Source organism: Bengtsoniella intestinalis (genome assembly GCF_039719005.1).
GTDB lineage: Bacteria > Bacillota > Clostridia > Oscillospirales > Oscillospiraceae > Oscillibacter > Oscillibacter intestinalis.
Map to the genome: position 1 here is coordinate 1947928 of NZ_CP133584.1, position 18721 is coordinate 1966648.

General features: G+C 43.4%; 13 protein-coding genes. All 13 read right to left on the reverse strand.

Going from position 1 to position 18721, the window contains the following annotated elements:
- Positions 1-67 precede the first annotated feature (67 nt).
- Positions 68-2140, reverse strand: a complete 2073-nt coding sequence (brxL, locus tag RFF05_RS09395) for a protease Lon-related BREX system protein BrxL (RefSeq protein ID WP_409966857.1) — start codon at positions 2138-2140, stop codon at positions 68-70.
- A gap of 17 nt (positions 2141-2157) precedes the next feature.
- Positions 2158-4704 (reverse strand): BREX-1 system phosphatase PglZ type A, encoded by a 2547-nt coding sequence (gene pglZ, locus RFF05_RS09400; RefSeq protein ID WP_409966858.1) that lies wholly within the window; start codon positions 4702-4704, stop codon positions 2158-2160.
- A 12-nt stretch (positions 4705-4716) separates the two neighbouring features.
- Positions 4717-5751, reverse strand: a complete 1035-nt coding sequence (locus RFF05_RS09405; protein ID WP_409966859.1) for a macro domain-containing protein — start codon at positions 5749-5751, stop codon at positions 4717-4719.
- A 4-nt stretch (positions 5752-5755) separates the two neighbouring features.
- The gene (locus tag RFF05_RS09410) at positions 5756-6370 is read right to left on the reverse strand and encodes a DarT ssDNA thymidine ADP-ribosyltransferase family protein (RefSeq protein WP_409966860.1); all 615 of its coding nucleotides are present in this window, start codon (positions 6368-6370) and stop codon (positions 5756-5758) included.
- A gap of 17 nt (positions 6371-6387) precedes the next feature.
- Positions 6388-7428: a hypothetical protein gene (locus RFF05_RS09415; protein ID WP_409966861.1), complete on the reverse strand. Its 1041-nt coding sequence runs from the start codon at positions 7426-7428 to the stop codon at positions 6388-6390.
- A gap of 114 nt (positions 7429-7542) precedes the next feature.
- Positions 7543-9255, reverse strand: a complete 1713-nt coding sequence (locus tag RFF05_RS09420) for an ATP-binding protein (protein WP_409966862.1) — start codon at positions 9253-9255, stop codon at positions 7543-7545.
- A 49-nt stretch (positions 9256-9304) separates the two neighbouring features.
- Entirely contained in the window at positions 9305-11863 is a 2559-nt protein-coding gene (pglX, locus tag RFF05_RS09425) for a BREX-1 system adenine-specific DNA-methyltransferase PglX (RefSeq protein WP_409966863.1), read from the reverse strand.
- Positions 11864-11876: 13 nt separating this feature from the next.
- Positions 11877-12491, reverse strand: a complete 615-nt coding sequence (locus tag RFF05_RS09430; RefSeq protein WP_409966864.1) for a hypothetical protein — start codon at positions 12489-12491, stop codon at positions 11877-11879.
- Positions 12488-13399, reverse strand: coding sequence for a DNA-processing protein DprA (locus RFF05_RS09435; protein WP_409966865.1), 912 nt, complete (start codon positions 13397-13399; stop codon positions 12488-12490). Before RFF05_RS09435 ends, RFF05_RS09430 begins: the two co-directional genes overlap by 4 nt.
- Positions 13400-13411: 12 nt before the next feature.
- Positions 13412-17008, reverse strand: coding sequence for a BREX system P-loop protein BrxC (gene brxC, locus RFF05_RS09440; RefSeq protein WP_409966866.1), 3597 nt, complete (start codon positions 17006-17008; stop codon positions 13412-13414).
- Positions 17009-17019: 11 nt separating this feature from the next.
- Complete coding sequence (locus RFF05_RS09445; RefSeq protein ID WP_409966867.1) at positions 17020-17601, reverse strand: DUF1788 domain-containing protein; 582 nt, start codon at positions 17599-17601, stop codon at positions 17020-17022.
- Entirely contained in the window at positions 17601-18203 is a 603-nt protein-coding gene (locus RFF05_RS09450) for a BrxA family protein (protein WP_409970100.1), read from the reverse strand. The genes RFF05_RS09445 and RFF05_RS09450 overlap by 1 nt, the downstream gene beginning before the upstream one ends.
- Positions 18203-18421 carry a helix-turn-helix domain-containing protein gene (locus RFF05_RS09455; protein ID WP_409966868.1) on the reverse strand — a complete coding sequence of 73 codons (219 nt, stop codon included), beginning with the start codon at positions 18419-18421 and terminating at the stop codon, positions 18203-18205. Before RFF05_RS09455 ends, RFF05_RS09450 begins: the two co-directional genes overlap by 1 nt.
- Positions 18422-18721: the final 300 nt, after the last annotated feature.

Genomic DNA, 18721 nt, shown 5'->3' on the forward strand with positions numbered 1-18721 from the left:
TCACTAGCGTTCACTGGCATATTCTAACTTTGTTAGACAAATGTTAGACAAACAGCTGGTTTCCGTGTCACTCAACTCCCAGGGCTTTAAACACCGCATCTTCTGGACTAATATAAAATGCCGTTTGGAATTTAGCAAACAAGTCTGGTGGAACTGTGGGAATATCTGCTGCCGAAGACATTGGGAGCAATATTTTTTTCACCCCGGCATCAAAACACACCTGCAACGTATTGGCCAATTCTTCCACCTTACTGACGGTACCACCAATGCTCATATTCCCAAGCACACACATTTGCGATTGGATGGGCTTGTGCAATGCCACCCCGCACAATGCAACAAAAGAACACAAAGCCAACTCCGATGCCACTCCAACACCTTGACAATCCGAAACATGCATCAAGAAATTGTGCATCTCACAATCAATTGTCCCACTGACTTGCTTTTTATTCGCTTTAAAATAATTTTGCGCTGTGCGGAGATTTTCTTTCGCCTCACGGGCAGATCCTACCCCTGTCACGTCGAACTTGCCATTGCCCGTTGTCATTTCAGTCTCAATTTTAAACACGCCCAAAAGTCCCGTATCGCCACGAGAGACCGTGTAGATATGACCCGGCTTCCCTTGCCCTTCCGGAATCAACTTTCCCGAGCTCTGCTCAGGGACAGATACAAAAAATTCTTCAAATGTGCCATTGTCTAAGTAAGAAAAATGAACATCATAGAATTCCATGCCACCAATTTTCTTCAACTGCTCCTTCACACGGCGTCGCCCTTCCAAGGCGTACTCTACTACCTCTGCCACATCATCTCTATTGTATTCACCATGAGGGTAAATCAGCTTAAGCATACCAGAAACGGTTTTCCGAACAGCAATTACATCGCGTTGGTTCAAATCCCGTCCCAATCGGAAATACTGGTCAATAGCATCCCCAAAATTGCGCTTTCGCATTTCTCGGAACAATTCCGCCAAATAGTCAGTAATCAAACCATACTCATTGGTAAAATATTCCGGACGCATTTTAGGAATCTCCCACCCTGGCAGATAGTAGTGCATACGATCAAAAAAAGCACTATCATATGCCATTGCCGCCGGGAACGGGTCAAACAAGTGTGAGGTTTTCAACAAAACATCCACACTTTGATTGATATTCCCCACAAAAACCATAGATGCGCTAGCATTCTTCTCTTCTTTGCCCCGCGCAAAAGATCCAGACGCCATATAATCCTTCATGATTTGAATGCCATCTTTATCCTTGAATGTGATACCTGCCACCTCATCGAATGCAACGCAGTCCCACATGCCCACAAGTCCAACCGTGCGGCTAGCCATATTATAGAACAGGTTAGCCACTGTTGTCTGTCCACCAGAAACCAAAATGGCATTGGGGGAAATCTCCTTGTAAATATGGGATTTCCCCGTTCCTCTAGGGCCAAGTTCACAAAGGTTATAGTTGTTTTCCACCAGTGGAATCATTCGCGCTAATAAATGCCATTTTGTTCGGTCATCGAATTGCGTAGGTTCCATACCTACACTACGAAGCAAGGTGTCAATCCATTGCACTTTATCAAACTGCCGCCGCCCCAGAAAGAATTCGTCCATATCCATATGTGCCAATTGAATTGGATTCAGATCTTCTATCACAAAAGGACTAGAACGAGACTTGCGGCCACTGTAAGGCGAATCTCCGTCCTGGTCGTCACGCTCTTCCAATCGATTGTAGGTCATACGCAAAATGCACCAAATACCACCGGCCAACAATTTTTCGTACTTTTTCACATATCCATCATTGACTACTACATTGCGTAGCCCTAAATTAGAAAACATTGCTTTGTAACTATCACTATCAGCATCTAGTTTTGCTTCAATTTTATCGATGACAGTATAGCTTCCCATTTCACGAATCTTCGATTTGATCTTTTCCGCTTCATCTGGGCGCACAAAGTTGTCTGCCAGAATCCCTTTGACCCGCTGTACACCTTGCTCAATGCTATCTTCGTCGTCTGTAGCACAATACATACCCAGCAGATATTCTAGCACATAAACAGGCACATTGGCCCCTTCTTTGATTTTCTTTGTCAGGTCTTTGCGGACTATTTTGCCAGCAAAAGCTTCTTTCAAAACATTGCTTACCGTTTCATCCATTTCCATGTCCTCCGCAATCAAAACTGAATACTTCCGCCAAACACCAAATCAATGGCAAACGGCATACGTGCTATTTCTTTATTGACCATCTCGTCCTCATCAATCAACACCAAGAAATATTCTTTACTCTTGTCATAAGCCATATCTTTCAATGTAAACTTTTCCTTATATGTCCGCTCTTCCGGGATTTGAGAGTTGCTATCTGCAATGATAATATTTTCATTGGAAATGCGATTTCCCGCCTCATCTACGAAGTAAGCCGTCACACGCAATGGCAGATTTTTCTCATCCACGCTCTGCCCTTGGAAGAATGTTAGATGTGTAATCACATTAGTTATCTTACGAGAAAGATTTGTCAAATCCAAACTGACCTTCTTTGCTCCCATAGATTGGCGCAAATTCTTGTCACTCTTAAATCGAATAACAGGAATCACCGTTTCTTGCAAACTGGTACCGCCATGAACATAACAGCTACCCGCTCCTTGGACTTTAAAACAGTTAATAGCTCTGGGCACAGTAGCGAATAAATCCGCTGTGCTCCGATTAAGATACCCCAACGAGAAACATTGGGTTCCTTGTCTGTCAGATTCTGCACGAGAAACCAAATAGCGTCGCCCGCCAGCAAGCACATTATCCGCTTCCTTGCTGGTCTTATCTCGCTGTTCCAGCTTGGTGCGCCGGTATAAGTAGCCATGGTCTGCTGTAATCAAAATATTGATGGCACTGATGGTATTGCGTAATTTGCGAACCAGCTTATCCACGTCACCAAAGGTTTTCTCAGTGGCATCAAAGACTTCATGCTCTGTAGAAGCATTGTCCCCACGGGCATCCACCACATTGTGATAGATGTAAATTAGCTTCTTACCCGCAAAAAGCTCGCCCATTTCCTGCTTGCTCAAGTCAATCATATCATCAAACTGAACGGCAATGGATTCGGCCTTGTATTGGCGCAAAATCTTTCCACGGTTTTCTGTACCTTTGCTAGAAATGCCGTCCACTTCCACATCGCCTTTCTCGGTGTAGGCAATGGTTTTATGTGGCAATAGCGAAGCCATGCCTAGCGCCGTAACAGATGGCAATACCCCCAGCATCACCTCGAGCTCACTGACACCCTTTTGCCCACGATTGAGCTGAGCATTCAGTTCTACAGCCGACTCATATCGCAGCCCATCGGAGATGACCACCACAATACGCTCATCTTGCAGTACCGAACGTTGTACATATCTGCTGTAAAAATCTTGTTGTGCACACACTTCTGGCACCTGCCAAGGTTGCTCATCCAGCAAATTACACCATCCCATGGACAGTTCATGCAAATACCAGTTGGTATAGCTATTCTCCACTACATCACGTAAGGATTGATAGGCTTCCGTATCTGTCAACTGATCATACGCCACAATGAAATGGCGGTACGCACTGTCTATCCGATAATACCCATTGACGTACTCTTCAAAACAACCCTCTAAGCTGTAGATGTACAAATCACGATGCTTAGCCGCCAACTCCAAATACTCACAAACATGCAACAGCACTTCATATTCTCTTGCAAATTGTGCATAGAACCGACGATTTTTCCGACTGTGAATTAATTTGCGATAGTGTCCAAACTCACTGACCCCCTGCTCCATATTTTCTCGAATACGGGTCAAAATAAGCTGGTCAAATTCCTGGAAGGTATCACATTCCGCCACATCATCCACAGTCCATTTCGAGGCATACTGATCAATGTTCAATTGTTGTGACACAAATTCCGACAAAGCGTTGTAACCATCCCATTGTTGGGCATTGCGCATGAGATTATCAGTGAATACAAAGCCGTTGGCATTACTAGACACATAGGTCTGCCATTCATTTGGCATGGTACCGTGAAGACTTTGTGCCAAATGGGTAGACAGAAGCATCACTGCCAGTTGTGGCAGACTGTTTTCTGGGAAGGCATAGCCATAGGCCTTGCGAATCAAATCCCATAAAGCGTCCATAGATCCATACTTTTCCATGCTATCAAGTAATAGGGTTTCCCCTGCCGCCAATTCTAGCAAAAGAGCCTTCACAATACCATCTAAGGTAGGCACAGGCAATTTACAAAGAGCCGCATGGATGCCTATCACAATGCTTGTCTCACTGTAACTTCGGTTCACATGATAGCTTTCAAACCGCTTGAACCGCTCGTTGTTGCGGAAAAACAGCTTGTACTGGGTCATCACATGATGCAACCCATTGTCCATCCCCAACACCAGCATGGTGTTGGAAGCCTCATCCGTATAAAATAGCTGGCTATATTTAATAGTATCGGCAAGCCAGTTTTCACGGTTAGTTGGGCGTGGATGAGGCGAATAGACCAACAGATGGCATTCTTGCTGTTCCACCTCTATGTAGAATTTCACGGCGAACATATTGTTAGGCGTAAGCTCTACCACCTCTACCCCTTCTAATGCAAGCTGGGCAACGTCCTGGGCAAAGGCAGCGTCTTCGTCATACCAAAAAATGATATTGCGCCGCGCCCCTTGGGATGGTTCCCGCGCAAAGGCCTGGGTCAGAGATTTTTTAATTTCGGTTAGGTTCATGGTATATATCCTTTACTGACAAGAAATAGATGGATTGATCAAAAAACCATCCAACGTCATAACTATCATATCCTCTTCATACAAATAGTCAATTTCTGCACAAATATCTTCTTTTGTGAATCGTCGAGATTTATCCTCAGACCAAGCTTTGTATTGCTGTATAATCTCCTCACGACTCATTGCCCCAGATTCATGAAGAAGATACAATATAGTCGTAATACATTCCAGTCTTTTGTTCGTCTCAATTCTATTGACAAAATCTGTCGCTTTGTAAATGGCGGGCTCTAAATCATCTAATTTTCTTTGAACAGATTCACTGATTAAGGTTTTTAACGCAATATCATAAGCCGTCGCAGTATCTTTCAAGTTATAAAACGTCTGGAATTCTTTTATACTTTTTGAAACAATATCTATCGAATGGGCAAACGGACCATACGTGTATCTTGAGAATTTAAAATAGTTCGAATTAGCATATAAATCCATGATGAATGCCGTCTTCTGCAATCTAATCCTAGAAAATTGGTTCAGCTTTAACTTAATTTGCATCAATACCAAGGCTGAAGCAGATAATTTAGGCTCTGCTACAGGCTTTGGAATATAATTTTTCGAAGGCTCATAAATATAAATATCTAACTTTTCCGATATTGGGTTCAATTTCTTTTCAATCAACTCTCGCACTTCGCCCCAGACAAGCCCACCATTACCACTTCCTAGTGGAGGTATTGCAACAGAATCGACACTAAGTTCCTCTAATAACGGAATAAGTGCATCCAGCCCCTTTTCAATATAATCCATTTCAGATTTATTGCGCCATTTAATTTTCGTAGGGAAATTAATGACTATCTTACCATTTTCCCTGTAATAATGAAGTGTGCCTACCCTTAAACTCCCATTTTCACAAGCAGAAATGTACGATTTATTTGTTTCTGGATACGCTAATTTAAATTGATAGGCAATGCCCTTTCCCATAACCCCTTCACAATTAACTGTATTTACCAGAGCTATCGCCTCTGCCTCTAATAAATTTCCAGTTACATAATGAATCATATTCTCACCATTCCAATCCTCCGAAGGATTCTGCCCTATTTAGCCATTTTTGAATATTAACATGCGGCGGAGTTGGTACTCCTTTTTTCCTAAGCAACCCCTTCACTCGATTCTCTATCTCCTCATTCCTCACAGCAATACTTATAAATTCATTAATAAACACTGGCTCTTCGGTCAAGCATTCCGCCATACGCACATTTCTGTCATAACCAAATTCATTAGATTTCAACTCCATAACATCCCAATCTATCATCTCCCAACCATCATCGTATGAATATAATTGGGCATCCTCACCACTTAGGGGATGTCGTGGAAGAATACAGAATCCGTTTGATTGTGCATATTTTCTTGTCAAGCACAAATACACAAATTCCTCTTTATTGTACCTGTTTATGACTGCAACATCAAAGGATGTATGCGGATGAAAATGAAATGGGACATATTTCTTTAGCCCCATAGCTTCACGCTTATCAATAATTTCTGGATCAGCTATGTCTCCAAAGTCCTCTTTATATTTTTCCAAAATAGCCCTGGACGACAGGCCATAATCAATGATGGATTCTAAATTTGAAAGTTTTGTTAGGTGATATAGTAACTTCCCATCTTTTACTGTCCCCATATTAAAAACCCCTTTACTCAAATATTCCCCAGCAAATCCATGGTGATGGTTTTGCCGTTGTCTTGGGGGACTTCTATACCTTGGAATTGGGCGTAGTTGACTTTTACGCCATCGTCCAAATCCAGGTCAATTCTTTTGTGGGTCATATAGGCCACCACTTGGTCATAAGCTCTGCATTCGTCGATTTGTTGATGCAACTTGTCTATGGTTTTGCGATAGGTCGCCTGCTCACTGCCGCTTTGAGAGAGGTCGTGCAGGGCGGTTAGTCGGGCGATTTCCGCTTCATATTTGCGTTGCAGGGGGTGGAGATAATCGGTGCGGGCACGGCCTATGGTGTCTTTGTCGTAGCGATGTAGATAGAACAAGGCCTTAAACCCTTCCTTCTTCGTGCCACAGCCAGCGCTGTCCATCATCCAGTAAATGGGACGCTTTTGATACATCTTCAAATGGTCTTTGTAGAAATCCGCCATAAAATAGCGACGGATTTTTTCTTTGGATGTACCCTTGGCGTTGGGATAGATGGCATTGGCGATGAAGTCCAAATTTTGACCTAGAGTTTCTTCCCCGTAGACAATGCCAACGAAAGCCACCAGTCGTTCTACAATATCATCGTCAAAGTAGTCGTTATCGGTGATGGGAATCACATTATCGCTATCTGGGATAAAGGAGGTGTACTTACTATCGTCCCAGTCACCGCCAGCATAGGCCAAACCGTCTACATCTAGGGAATAGCGTCCAAACATACAGCCTACAGCGTAGGAGAGGAATTCTGCCACTGTGTCATAGAGAAATTTTTGGTTTCTAATCGTTTCGGCTTCCACAATTTCTTGATCCAACTCGTCCTCGCTGGTTTTCTTTTTCTTCTTTTTATATCGGTAAGCCGTATTGCCTTTCAGGGAAACATCCTTGTCTTCCACCTCTGGTGTCAGCTCATCTTGCAGTCCGTAAATGTCAATAAAAATGCGGTTTAACTCTTCCTCATTGGCTTTGAGTTGATTGAATCGGTCCGTGCATTCTTGTTGCCATGCGGCAAATTTATCAGAAATTAGTCTTGCCATTATTTTGAGTCCTTCCCAGTTATGAAATTTGCATCAGGCGCAATGCGATTGGCTAAAGATTGGCTAAATTATTGGCTAAAGATTGGCTAAATTATTGGCTAAAGATTGGCTAAATTATTTTTTAAGTTGCCATTTAGCCAATCTTTGATTTGGTCCGTCTCGCTCAATGAGTCCTTGTGTCTTCATAGTAAATAACATGTTTTTTATCTTACTGTTCTTCTGCGCTTCACTGAGGGTATCGGGCAACTTATCCATGAGAAGGTCATCAATATCCGCTTTATTCGCTTTACGGAATTCTTCCAAATAACGAACAATCATATCTTTATAATAAGCATCATCAAAGCCCTTATTCTTCACATATCGGGCTTTTTCTTCTATGATTTCTGCGACTTTTGCTGAAAGATAAATATTCGGAAGTCGCCCTTCTACAATGCCGAGTTTTCTCAATCCCTTGACTTCTTCTTTGGAAATGGATTCACCTTTTTGCACTTTATCCATCAGGTAGACAGTATACAGGTCGAAATCAGGATTGTCGAATAGCAATCGGGTATAGTTTTCGTTTAAGACTTTCCCGTAGACAGTGACAGAAACTTGATTGTCCGCCTGCAAATCATAATCAGGCAATGGAAAGAACTTAGACTTTTGAATTCTAAAGACTTTTCTGATACCACTAGTAGCCGTGTCAATCATGTTGAAATTCACCATGGACTCTGCAAGGAGTTGATTTCTATAGTACGGAGGATTGTAGCTTGGCTCTAAAATCGGCATAATCCCACCTGGTAAAAACGTGCCCGGGTTTGCAAATTTAATTTTATCCTCAAACTCATTGATATAAATGCGTCCACCAGTTGTATAATCCGTGTGGGCAATGCAGTTGTTCAAAAGCTCTCGAATTAACCAGGGGTCGTATTGCTGGGTATCTGTGGGAAAGAGTGATGTCTGATTTGGCATATAGCGGTAGGTCAAATTCCGAATTTTTGCATATATCTTATCCACCACCGTAATAAACGGCATTTGAAACAATTCGTAATCCTTGTCGTCGCCATTGGCACCATACAACCGCCACATAATACTGGGGGCGCTTTCTAGCAAATAATCAAAATCAGGATTGCCCAGCAAAAGCATAGCCCCATTGGTTAGCTTTCCATCAATCATCAGTTTGACCTTGGTCAGGAATTGCCCATCATCCATAGTGTCAACGTCTTCGCTGATATGGGGTCTATTTTTCTTCTCTTTGTATTTTGTACGGGCGATTTGCACCGCCTCTTGATCGAGCATCTCAATGGTGGCCTGTTCAAGGGTTTGCTTCGACCAATCCTTTTTGGATTGTTGGCGAATACGATCCTGCTTATCTATGGATAAAGAGGTGAGCGATTCCCCATTGCGTGCATAGTAATGCCCCTGCCATGGGGTTGGCATGGCCGTTGGTGCAGAGGGTATTTTGAACAGAAGGACACGTTTTTCCTCGCCGTCCACTTCAGGAAATACCTCCATGATTTCCATAAAGGTGACGCCGTTTGTGCCGATGGCAATCTCTTGGCGCAATTGGTCAAGGCCAGATTTTTGCCGATAGTCTGTCCCTACGATTTTTTTATCTTTGTTTCGCACGCCGAAAATCAACCAGCCAAACTGCTGATTCTCTAGATTCGCTTCATTGCTAATAGCAGAAACATATTGTCCAATTTTATTTTTGTCATAGTCTCGATTGGCTTCTTTGAACTCTACCAATTCATATTCAAACCGCTCAATGAGCTTGTGCAGCAGCACTAGATTCTCGTTTTGCATATCTTGCTCATTATCATAATAATAGTAATAACTGCCAGTCATCCTGCTCTCCCTCCTAGCGTTAATGGCTTAAAATCACTTTGTACAAATCTTAAATCAACGGATTCCGCTTGAAATCCCAAGAGGTCTCGAAATCATCCCAGTCAGCACGGGAGATGGCGATGTTTTGTTGGACGAGAGTGTCAACAGTTGTTGTAACCGGGAGAAGCGGCATCGAAAGAATATTTCCCGGATTTGTTGTAACTGTTGGATTCATTGCTTTCAAATAATAGGAAAGCACTTTACTGTTAAGGAATGCAAGTGTCATTAAATTTGCATTTGAATCCTCGGATATAATAGTTGGTGCGTTACTGCTGAAAATCCAATTTTTTTGTTTAAAACAAAAACCAGGAAGGTTCGATGTTATTTTGTTCCAAAAAACCCCTTCTTGTTGAATCGCTGAGTCTTTTAATTTTCCACCATGTGATTGATATTCTGATTTCGATTCTTCCGTCCATAGAACTACTTCTATATTATTACCATAATATTTTCGATAGCTTCCACCATTCAGATAGACCTTCCAGAAAGGATTTGAATTTCTAACCTCCCAATGGTACCGAACATACCTTTCGTCATTATGCGTTTTATTTCTCCCTCCAGACGCAAAGCGTGATGACAGTGTGTCGGAGAATATACCATCTTTCACCTTCACCCAATAAGCAATCGGGCTACCAGGAATCTTCCCAAAGTTTTCTTGTTGCGTGCTATAAACGCACGCCCCACTCAAGAACCCTGCTTCTTTCCCATCTTGACTATTAAAATCCACCAATCTCACATAGCTACCTTGATACCCCTCTGTGTGATGTTTTTGCATGACCCAGGAAGTGGTTTGCACCACTTCGCCGCCAATTTCTTCAAAGGCTCTAGCACCTAAATGCGCCATATTAATAATATCATAGTTCATCATTTTCCCACGGAGTTTTTCATAGCTGGAGAGGAACATCCACGAGTGCATGGTAATCATGGCTGAATAGCCATTGGGTTTTGCCATTTGCAGGCATTTTTCCATAAACACCGCAAACAAATCACTCTTACTATCAGGATAGTGCTTCTTAGCAAAGTCAATCAGCTTGGGACTGCCATTGCTCATAGACATATAGGGTGGATTGGTGACCACCACGTCGTATTTTTGCGCCAAGGCTTGCCCTAAGAAATACAGGGCTTGCAACCCTGCCACAGTGTCTTCCAAGCCCACTGCTTCCATGGAGAACTGGCCTTCTTGGTGGAAATCGTCGATGAACGCACCAATTAAGTCCCAGCGGTAGTCTTCCACTGACACTAAAGAACCGTATTCTTTCCCGTCTTGGAAGGCATCGAGCAAGGACTCCACCTGCACCAGTGCCATATTCCGTTCCATGGGGTTCATAGATTGCCCCATAAACGCCAAATGGCTACGACGAATGCCATTGCTTTCAGCACCAATGTACAAATGGGGCATCAAATTACGTCTAAAAAAGCGGTTATCATATTTCCGCCCACGCATCATCACCGCAAAATAAGCCAGTTGATGGGCACGGGGGTCAATATCCAAGCCATAGAGATTTTTTTGCAGAATCGACCGCACAGCGTCACGGTTGGTATAGCCTTGGCTCTCGTATATCTGCATCAACACATCAAAGGCATACACCAAAATATGACCAGACCCCATACAAGGGTCGATGATCTTGAGTTCTTCCAGTTGGAACACGTCATCATTCGCAAGCACTTTTAATTGCGCCATCACGTCAGGTGTTTGCTCTGCCTCTGGCAGATAATACTTCCAGCCCATAACCACTGGGTCAAGCCCTAATTTCTCAACGGCAATCCGCCCCAGAGAATTTTCCACCATATAGCGGACAATCCAGTCAGGGGTAAACAGTTGGGTTGCGGCCGGAATGTCTTCTTTTTGAATTTTAGCCGTTTTGGGGCGTCCAAATACATCTGCTTTGGGTTCTGTGTTGTAATACTGGTACAGCCAGCCGATGATTTGCACCTGGTCTTTGAAGTCGTCCTCGTGGATGGCAGACACCAGATCATGTACCACACCACCCTTTTGATACAGATTATCAGGCAAGAGCAGTTCGGTATCATCCTCAATGCGCTGGAACATGGCAGGGAGAATATCATGGAGTGCATTGCACTGCGCCACCAACAAATAGCGATAAAACCGCTCCGCCGCACCCGGGGAGGTGTCATCTCGGAACTGCTCCACCTTGGTCTGGCTGACAAAGTCCAAATACTGGGCATTGCGCACAGCGTCAGGCTCGGCACGACCAACTTCCACACTGGACAAAATACGATAGCCAGAGGGCAAATAGTCATTGACCTCCATATACCGCAACGCCACAAAACGGTTGAACCAAGTGTAGGCCACCGCCTCGATGACTTGTACAAACGCTTTTTTGTCGCCCAACTCCTTGGACAGCCCTGTCAACTTCTCGCACAACCGCTCCCGTGCACGCACCTCTCCCTCAGAGAGGAACACCCCCTGGGCACGGAGTTTCTCCACCGCCTCTTGGGTGGTGGCATGGCCGTCTTCGTAAATAGACAACGTGGTCAACTTGGTGCGCACGCCATCCATCAGCTTACGCCGTGCCTCAATGGCATAATTCTTAATCGCCGTTTTGTTCATGGAGCAGCCTCCTTTATAGTCCGTTATAAATCTTTGCTATCTCGCCCAAGTAAGGCAACACAGCAATCCCAACTTCAATGCCTTTATCTGTAATATACTTCAAAACTGCGCCAATTTTAGCGGCCAGTTTTCCCTTGTCTTTGCCGTTTTTTGCAGTTTCAACCGCAGACAGCTTATCTTCCAATTCATCTTTTTCATCACCCGACAACACATCTTCTGGGATTGTCTGAATTGCTTCAAACGCCTGCTCAATGGTAATGACAATCGATGTGTTTTGGGTTTGTGTGTTAGATTGATGAATATTAAAAACTGGAGTTGGTAGGCTATTGCGAGTTCTACGGCTAGTCGCCGCAACATCCATATTGTCCCTAATCGCTGTCAAAACAGCGCTGAGCCGTTTTAATCCAGAAATGCAATCTGCCGCACTTACTGGATCGTGATTAACGCACATAGTTGCTGCTGTAATCTGATTGTTTTCTTTGTGATATGCATTGGCCATACACCAGATAAACTCTGATGCATCTGATATGATTTCATCTTCTGTTATAAAATTTGTATTTTTCAACTCATCAATATATCTCGCACACTCATTAATTTGCTCTGTTAATGTCTCTATTTTGCCCATCATGTACCCAACCTTTCATGTGCTTCATTCAGTGGCAACCCACCTAGGGCGATGAGTTTTTGATTTCCTATAGGGGCTTGTCCATCATCTTTTACATAGAGAGGACACAGGTTTTGCTTCAAACAGGTGGCTGCACCTTTGTAGCTACCGCCTGTCTCATCTCCAGCCGACACCACCACGGCATAGTCGCTACTGGCATAAATATGACGATTTCGCTCCAGGGCGTTATACCCACGGAACGTGGCGTCTGGATGAAAGGAAGACAGCACCAACATCTTGCCCCAGAGAATTTCCTCTCGGTGCTTGTCAACATAGTTGCCCATAGTGTCCGCCACATACGTTACTACTGCACCGCCAGCACGCAAGGCGCTTTCTTTGGCCACAGCATCGATGCCTTTGGCACCGCCAGACACCACCGTCCGCCCATTTTGCGCAGAAATACGCGCATGTTTGGCGGCATAGTCTATCTCTTGGGCATTGGCTGTGCGAGAACCGATGATCGCCACCGTCTCTTGCTCTAGCAATCGCAAATCCCCTGCATAGAAGAACACCACAGGGGCTTGTTGCCCCATGGCATCTTTTAATTTGCTAGGATAGTTATCTTGACTGCGCCCAACAATGAAAATCTGTTGCTGCGCCAGGCGCTCTAACTCACGGCCTAACTCCCCTGCGCGCAGGAGTAACGCTTCTATTTGCGTTGTTTCTTGGGGTGTCAGCGACAGCGGTTCCACCAGACAATCTAGTTTCTCTGTGAGAAAACACGCAGGTGTCCGCCCCACCGCCGCCAAGCGGCGTTCTAGCTTATTGTAGGCCGCCAGGGTAAAGGGTTTCACTGTTTCATTTTGCCCCTTATACCCAGGGGTAGAGCACAGCACAAGCAAGGCCAAATTGTCTTTCGTTGTCACAGCCATATCATACCATCCTTAGATAATGCGAATTGTCGTTTCCTCTGCCAGTTCCGCTTCTAGTTTTGTGCGCACCTGCTCCACCAGCACGTCAATATCTTGCTTGCTGGTGATTTGGTCTGCACCCGCCATCAGCTTTTTAAAGCTAACTTGCTTCATTTTTCGCACCGTAACCGCTGGTGCCTCTTCTTGATTTTCTACTACCGTCGCCGCTCTTGCTAGCTCTAACGCACGATGGTCAAATGCTTGTAAGAAGCCCACTTTTTTGCGGTCACTTTCTGTCCGCATAGCGATGACTTCATAAATATTATTGGCATGAGACAATCGGTCCAGCAAATTTGTATAGTAGGTTTCTACATCCGTTTTAAACTCTGCGGCAAAACTGCGCTGTGCCAAATCCTCCCGTACAGCCTGACGATCCGCCTTGATATCCTCTTGCACAGGCTCGCTTTCCGCTTTGATAATCGCATAGAAGCAATCGGTGAACGATTGCACCAATGCAGGGAGTTTGTGGATTTCAGAATAGGGTGCGGCCAACTTAGTGATGCGCTCCAGCTCCCCTACGATTTGAATGGTTTTTTCATCCAAAACATAAGAGCGATTGCCTTCGTAAATCTCTAACATTTTCAGCGCACGATCAAAAATATCCCGCTGGGCCTGGAAGAATTTTTTCACGTCTTGCGCATCTTCCATATAGTCTTGTAGCCCCTCACGCTCTTGATAAACATATTCGAAAAAGGACTTGCTATCTTTTCGTTTTGCAAATTCAGAAAGCAGTGTTTTCCCATCTTCCAACACCTGTTTCCCTGGATACCGTGTGGTCTTATAGCTATCCAACAGTTGTAAAATCCCAGGGTTTTGTGGGTCGTGACGGTTCAATTCCGCTGCCGCCAATTCGCGCAAACGGGTCATCAAGCCATCCTCATCACCAGGGAAATCACTGCGCCCAAACACTTCTTTGCCGATAGTCTTGGCGTTAGCAATCAAGTGAGGCGCAATCTTCACTCTAGCCTGAATGGTCACCCGATCTAAGTAGTCTCGCTTAGTCACATAAGCGATGAGATTGTTATCGTCGATGGCAATGGTTTCTCCAGCCAATTCCAAACGGATTTCCTGATTCTTAAACAAAGTCAGCAAAACACCTGCAATGTCCATGTCTAGCCAGCCGTATGGAATTTTTCCAAATAGGTCTAGAATGCCTCGCACAGTCAATGCTAGATTCTTAAAAGAACTGGTGGAAATGCGCTCTAATAGTTCACTCAGTGCTAGCTCATTTTCAACCTTTGTTTCAGCACCCATAATCACGGTTTGGTCCAAGTGTCGCCTCACGATTGTTTGCAAACTTTCCGTATTATAGAAAGGACTATTGATGTAACTAAGCTTTGTATAAATACCTTCCACAAGCACTTTCAGCCCATCATTCATCCGCTCTTGGGGGTTCTTTTCTTTGATATCCAATCGGCTGCCATTGACATAAAAATCAGCACGTTTCAGCGCCTCCACCACCAAGCTTTGGCATCGTTCCACACGTTGCTTGCTCTCTCGATTTTTGGTGGTTTTGATGTCTTCCACCGTATCGCTCACACTCTTGCCAGCAGTGCGCCGCAGATAGGTGTCAATCTGCATAGCTTGCTCCATTTCGTCAAAGAAAGACATCTCATCTGGGAGCACCAAAAACACGTTGCGTTCACGGGAGGACAAGGCCTTTACTTCCACATCCGTGGCGCCACCGTGGGCATACATAGGCGTGAGAACACGAATACCAATTTCATCACGCTGTGTTCCTCTGGGGCGCTCATCAATGATGGTATTACACCCAAAATCATAGCGATCACTGTAGCGATATTTTTTATTTAAGCCGAACAAAACATTAAATACTTGATCCCCGATTTTATCCAAAAGTTCACTGGAATCAATTTTAATTTCTCGAATTTCTCGGTTGATATCTTGCTCTTCGTTGGTTAAGAAAATAAACTGACTGCCATTTTTGATAATCAATTTTTGCTGTTCCAGCCGACGCAGAGACGCATCCACAATCTTTTTTGTTTCAATGCGGTCTTGGTCAATATGCTCTAGCATAATCGTTGTGATATTCTCCAAGTTAGCAGGCAGAATATTGGGGACATATTTGATCATAAACAATACTTTCAGCACGTTCACATCATATGGTTGCAGTGCGCCATCTTCGCGCTCTGCACTGCTCTGGGCATCAGAAATCACCTTGTGAATATTGTGATCCAAGAATGTTTCAACTGTTTTATAGAAGGCATGAAATGGAACCAACATTCCGCTTTCCGCATCCAGGTATTGCCCCACAGCTTCTTGGAACGCATCTAGCAACGAACGCTCCCCTTCGGACAAATGCTTGCCAGCCGCACCATGGGTACGAATGCCGTTAAACACAGCTTGCAATAAATTGGATTGATACGGCACAAAAGGATAGACCGCCACAAACTCGTCTTGGGTTGTATAAACTCTCTTTTCGGGTGTATCGGGTGAAAATGTAAGGATATTTCCTAAAGTAGAATTTTTTTCCTGATACAGCAGTGCCAAACTCTCTGCGGCTACAGACTTCTTTTCCAACAATCTCTTTTGAATAACCTCATCCACATTGGATGATGACAAAGACAGTTGTGTCTTAAATCGACCAACAATCTTTGAGAAATTATCGCGGTCAACCTTGGTAATGGAATCAATATCTTGTTGGCTTGTCGCAATCACCCATGCACGTCCGCCGCATTCAGTCCCTAACGCTTCCACAATAGATTGCAAGTTTAGCATCAAATTGCCATCTCCGCCAATGTATTGACCGATTTCATCACACAAAAATACAATGTATTGCTCTTTTCCTGTGATTTGAGATTTTAATTCCAGATACTCTCGTACTTTACGAGCGAAAGTCCCAATATCGATGGTATAATTTTTTTCCGCTTTATCGTACCAACTTTTTGCCGCCTCTGCACTCATCTTCGTTGTGTCTGCAAGTGCTTGAATGATACTATCTTCTTCAAAATAGTAGTCCTCTCTTGCGCTAGCCCAGTCCGATCCAGAAAGTTCTTCAAAACGGGCGCAAAATGCTTCGTAAACACCATCTTGCGTCATTTTTCGCTCTAAATCAGCAATCCAAGGCATACTACAGCAAAAGCCTTGTGCTTTATTAAAGAGCTTCATAAATACCGTAACAATGGCCTCTTTATTGTATTTAGAATCTGCATCTGCTTCCATATCAATATTGAACAAAATCACATCTGTACTGGTGTTGGCAGCAATTTGCATATCTGCCAGAATGCGACTGTCCAAAATCTTGCCATCGAAAAAGTCAATGGCTTTACGCCCATCATAAAGATTATCAGACAGAAGATATGCTAAAATTTTTAAAAAATGAGATTTACCACTTCCGAAAAAGCCGCTAATCCACACGCCAATATTATTCGTGCGTTGCTGTGTTCCTTTGCGGTAACTTTCAAAGAATTTATCGAAATGACGATGTAGTTCTTTTGTGACCACATATTCTTCTAATTCTTGCAGAACAATTTCTTCTTCCACCTGCGGTGCTTTTACAACACCTTCAATAAATCTTGTAATGTCTTTCTCAAAAATATCAAGTATCGTCATTTTTCTTTCTCCTAACGTTCAATGAGTTGGAATGCACGATAATAGTTGTCATCGGTAATCTCGCCAAACAGGCATAATTCATTTGTATATTCACCAGGAAAAAACATAACCAACGGGTTGTGATTGATACGGCTGTGCAGATTATTCAACGTTGTATGAGACCGAATAATCGGCCACGCTTTCCCGATCCCTGTCAAAAAAACAATGTCATGTTCCGGAACCAAATCCTTGGTAATCTTCTCAATGATTAAATCACTTTCTAACGTTAAGCGAAGTGTTTTTTTGATAGGGTTGAGAATGCCTTCACTTCCCTTTTTGCGTTCCATTTCTAACACCTTTTCCAAGTATCCCTTTTCACGCAAAACTTCAATCATCAATTCGTATAAATCAAAGGTGACAATGCGCACATCATGATGTGCATTGTTGATGCGCCCCTGTAAATAATGAACATGCGCACGCACCGCCAATTCATCTTCTGGATTATAATCAAAAATCCAAAAGTTCACTTCGTTAGCTGTCCCTCGCCCAGTGCGAAATCCTGGCGCCAAAATCCGTTCTTCAATTAGATCAAGCCGTTTATTAAACGCTAGCATTACGACACCTCCAGCAATATTGCACGCACATACGCTGCATCCTCTTCTTGCAATAAATTTCGAAAATCAGAATCCACAAATGGTTTCTGAATCGCCATTCCTTCATTGGTTTTTTTCGCCAGTCCAACCTCGCACAAAATATTTTTATAGGCATTGCGAATGCTGACCAAATTACACGTTCCCCACGCCGCTACTTTATCGCTTTCTTGCGCTTTACTCTCAATGAAATACACAAACAGGTGGTCGGAAACATCCTCTTTTCCCGCTTGATAGCAATCTAAAAACACTTCATTTATATATTCAAAAAACAAACGATCCGCTTTCAAAAGCGTTAACAACGCAACTAGCTTTCCCTCTTGCTCGTCTCCCCAAGCCAAAGTCGGCAGGAGCGAGGATGAAATTCCATTCAATCGGTTGAATATACGAAGTGGCAATTCCCGCCGCCGCCGTTCTCTATTTAGTTGATAGATATTTTGTTCCGCAGACATTGTTAAGATTTGCTCTTTCGAATGTCCCTCTTGAAGTAAAATGGCTGTACGACGCATTTCTGAAAACAGGAGTGGCATGTCTTTTATGGAAGACGTATAGACGAGGTTCAACATCACTCTTCTTCCTCCTGCTCACCTGGCGCAACTTCCATAACATCACCAATATCACATTCTAATGCTCTACAAATTCGCACCATAACATCCATGCTCACCGGTTGGTTTTTCGATAACTTGGCAAGTGTTGTGGTGCTAATGTTCGCCAACTCTAACAAGTCTGTTTTCTTAATTTGTTTATCCAATAATAGTTTCCATAACTTAATATATTTTACCATGCTATAAAGCCCCCTTATAAGGATATCTCCATTTTAGCAGATATAGTTGCAAATCACAAATATTTCTTTTCTAAATTTCAAGAAAAACTCAGCGTTTTCAAATTATTTTTCTTAGTTCAATCCAAATCAATACAATATTTTATCCATTTAATAAATCATAACAGCATATCCATCTGTTTGCAAGAAAACTTAATCAAAAAGGTGTCCACTAAAACTACCACCTCAACTTCTTCTCTCTCATTGCATTTCACTAAACGCCACAGCAACTTACTAAACGCCAGTGAACAACAGTGCAAAATA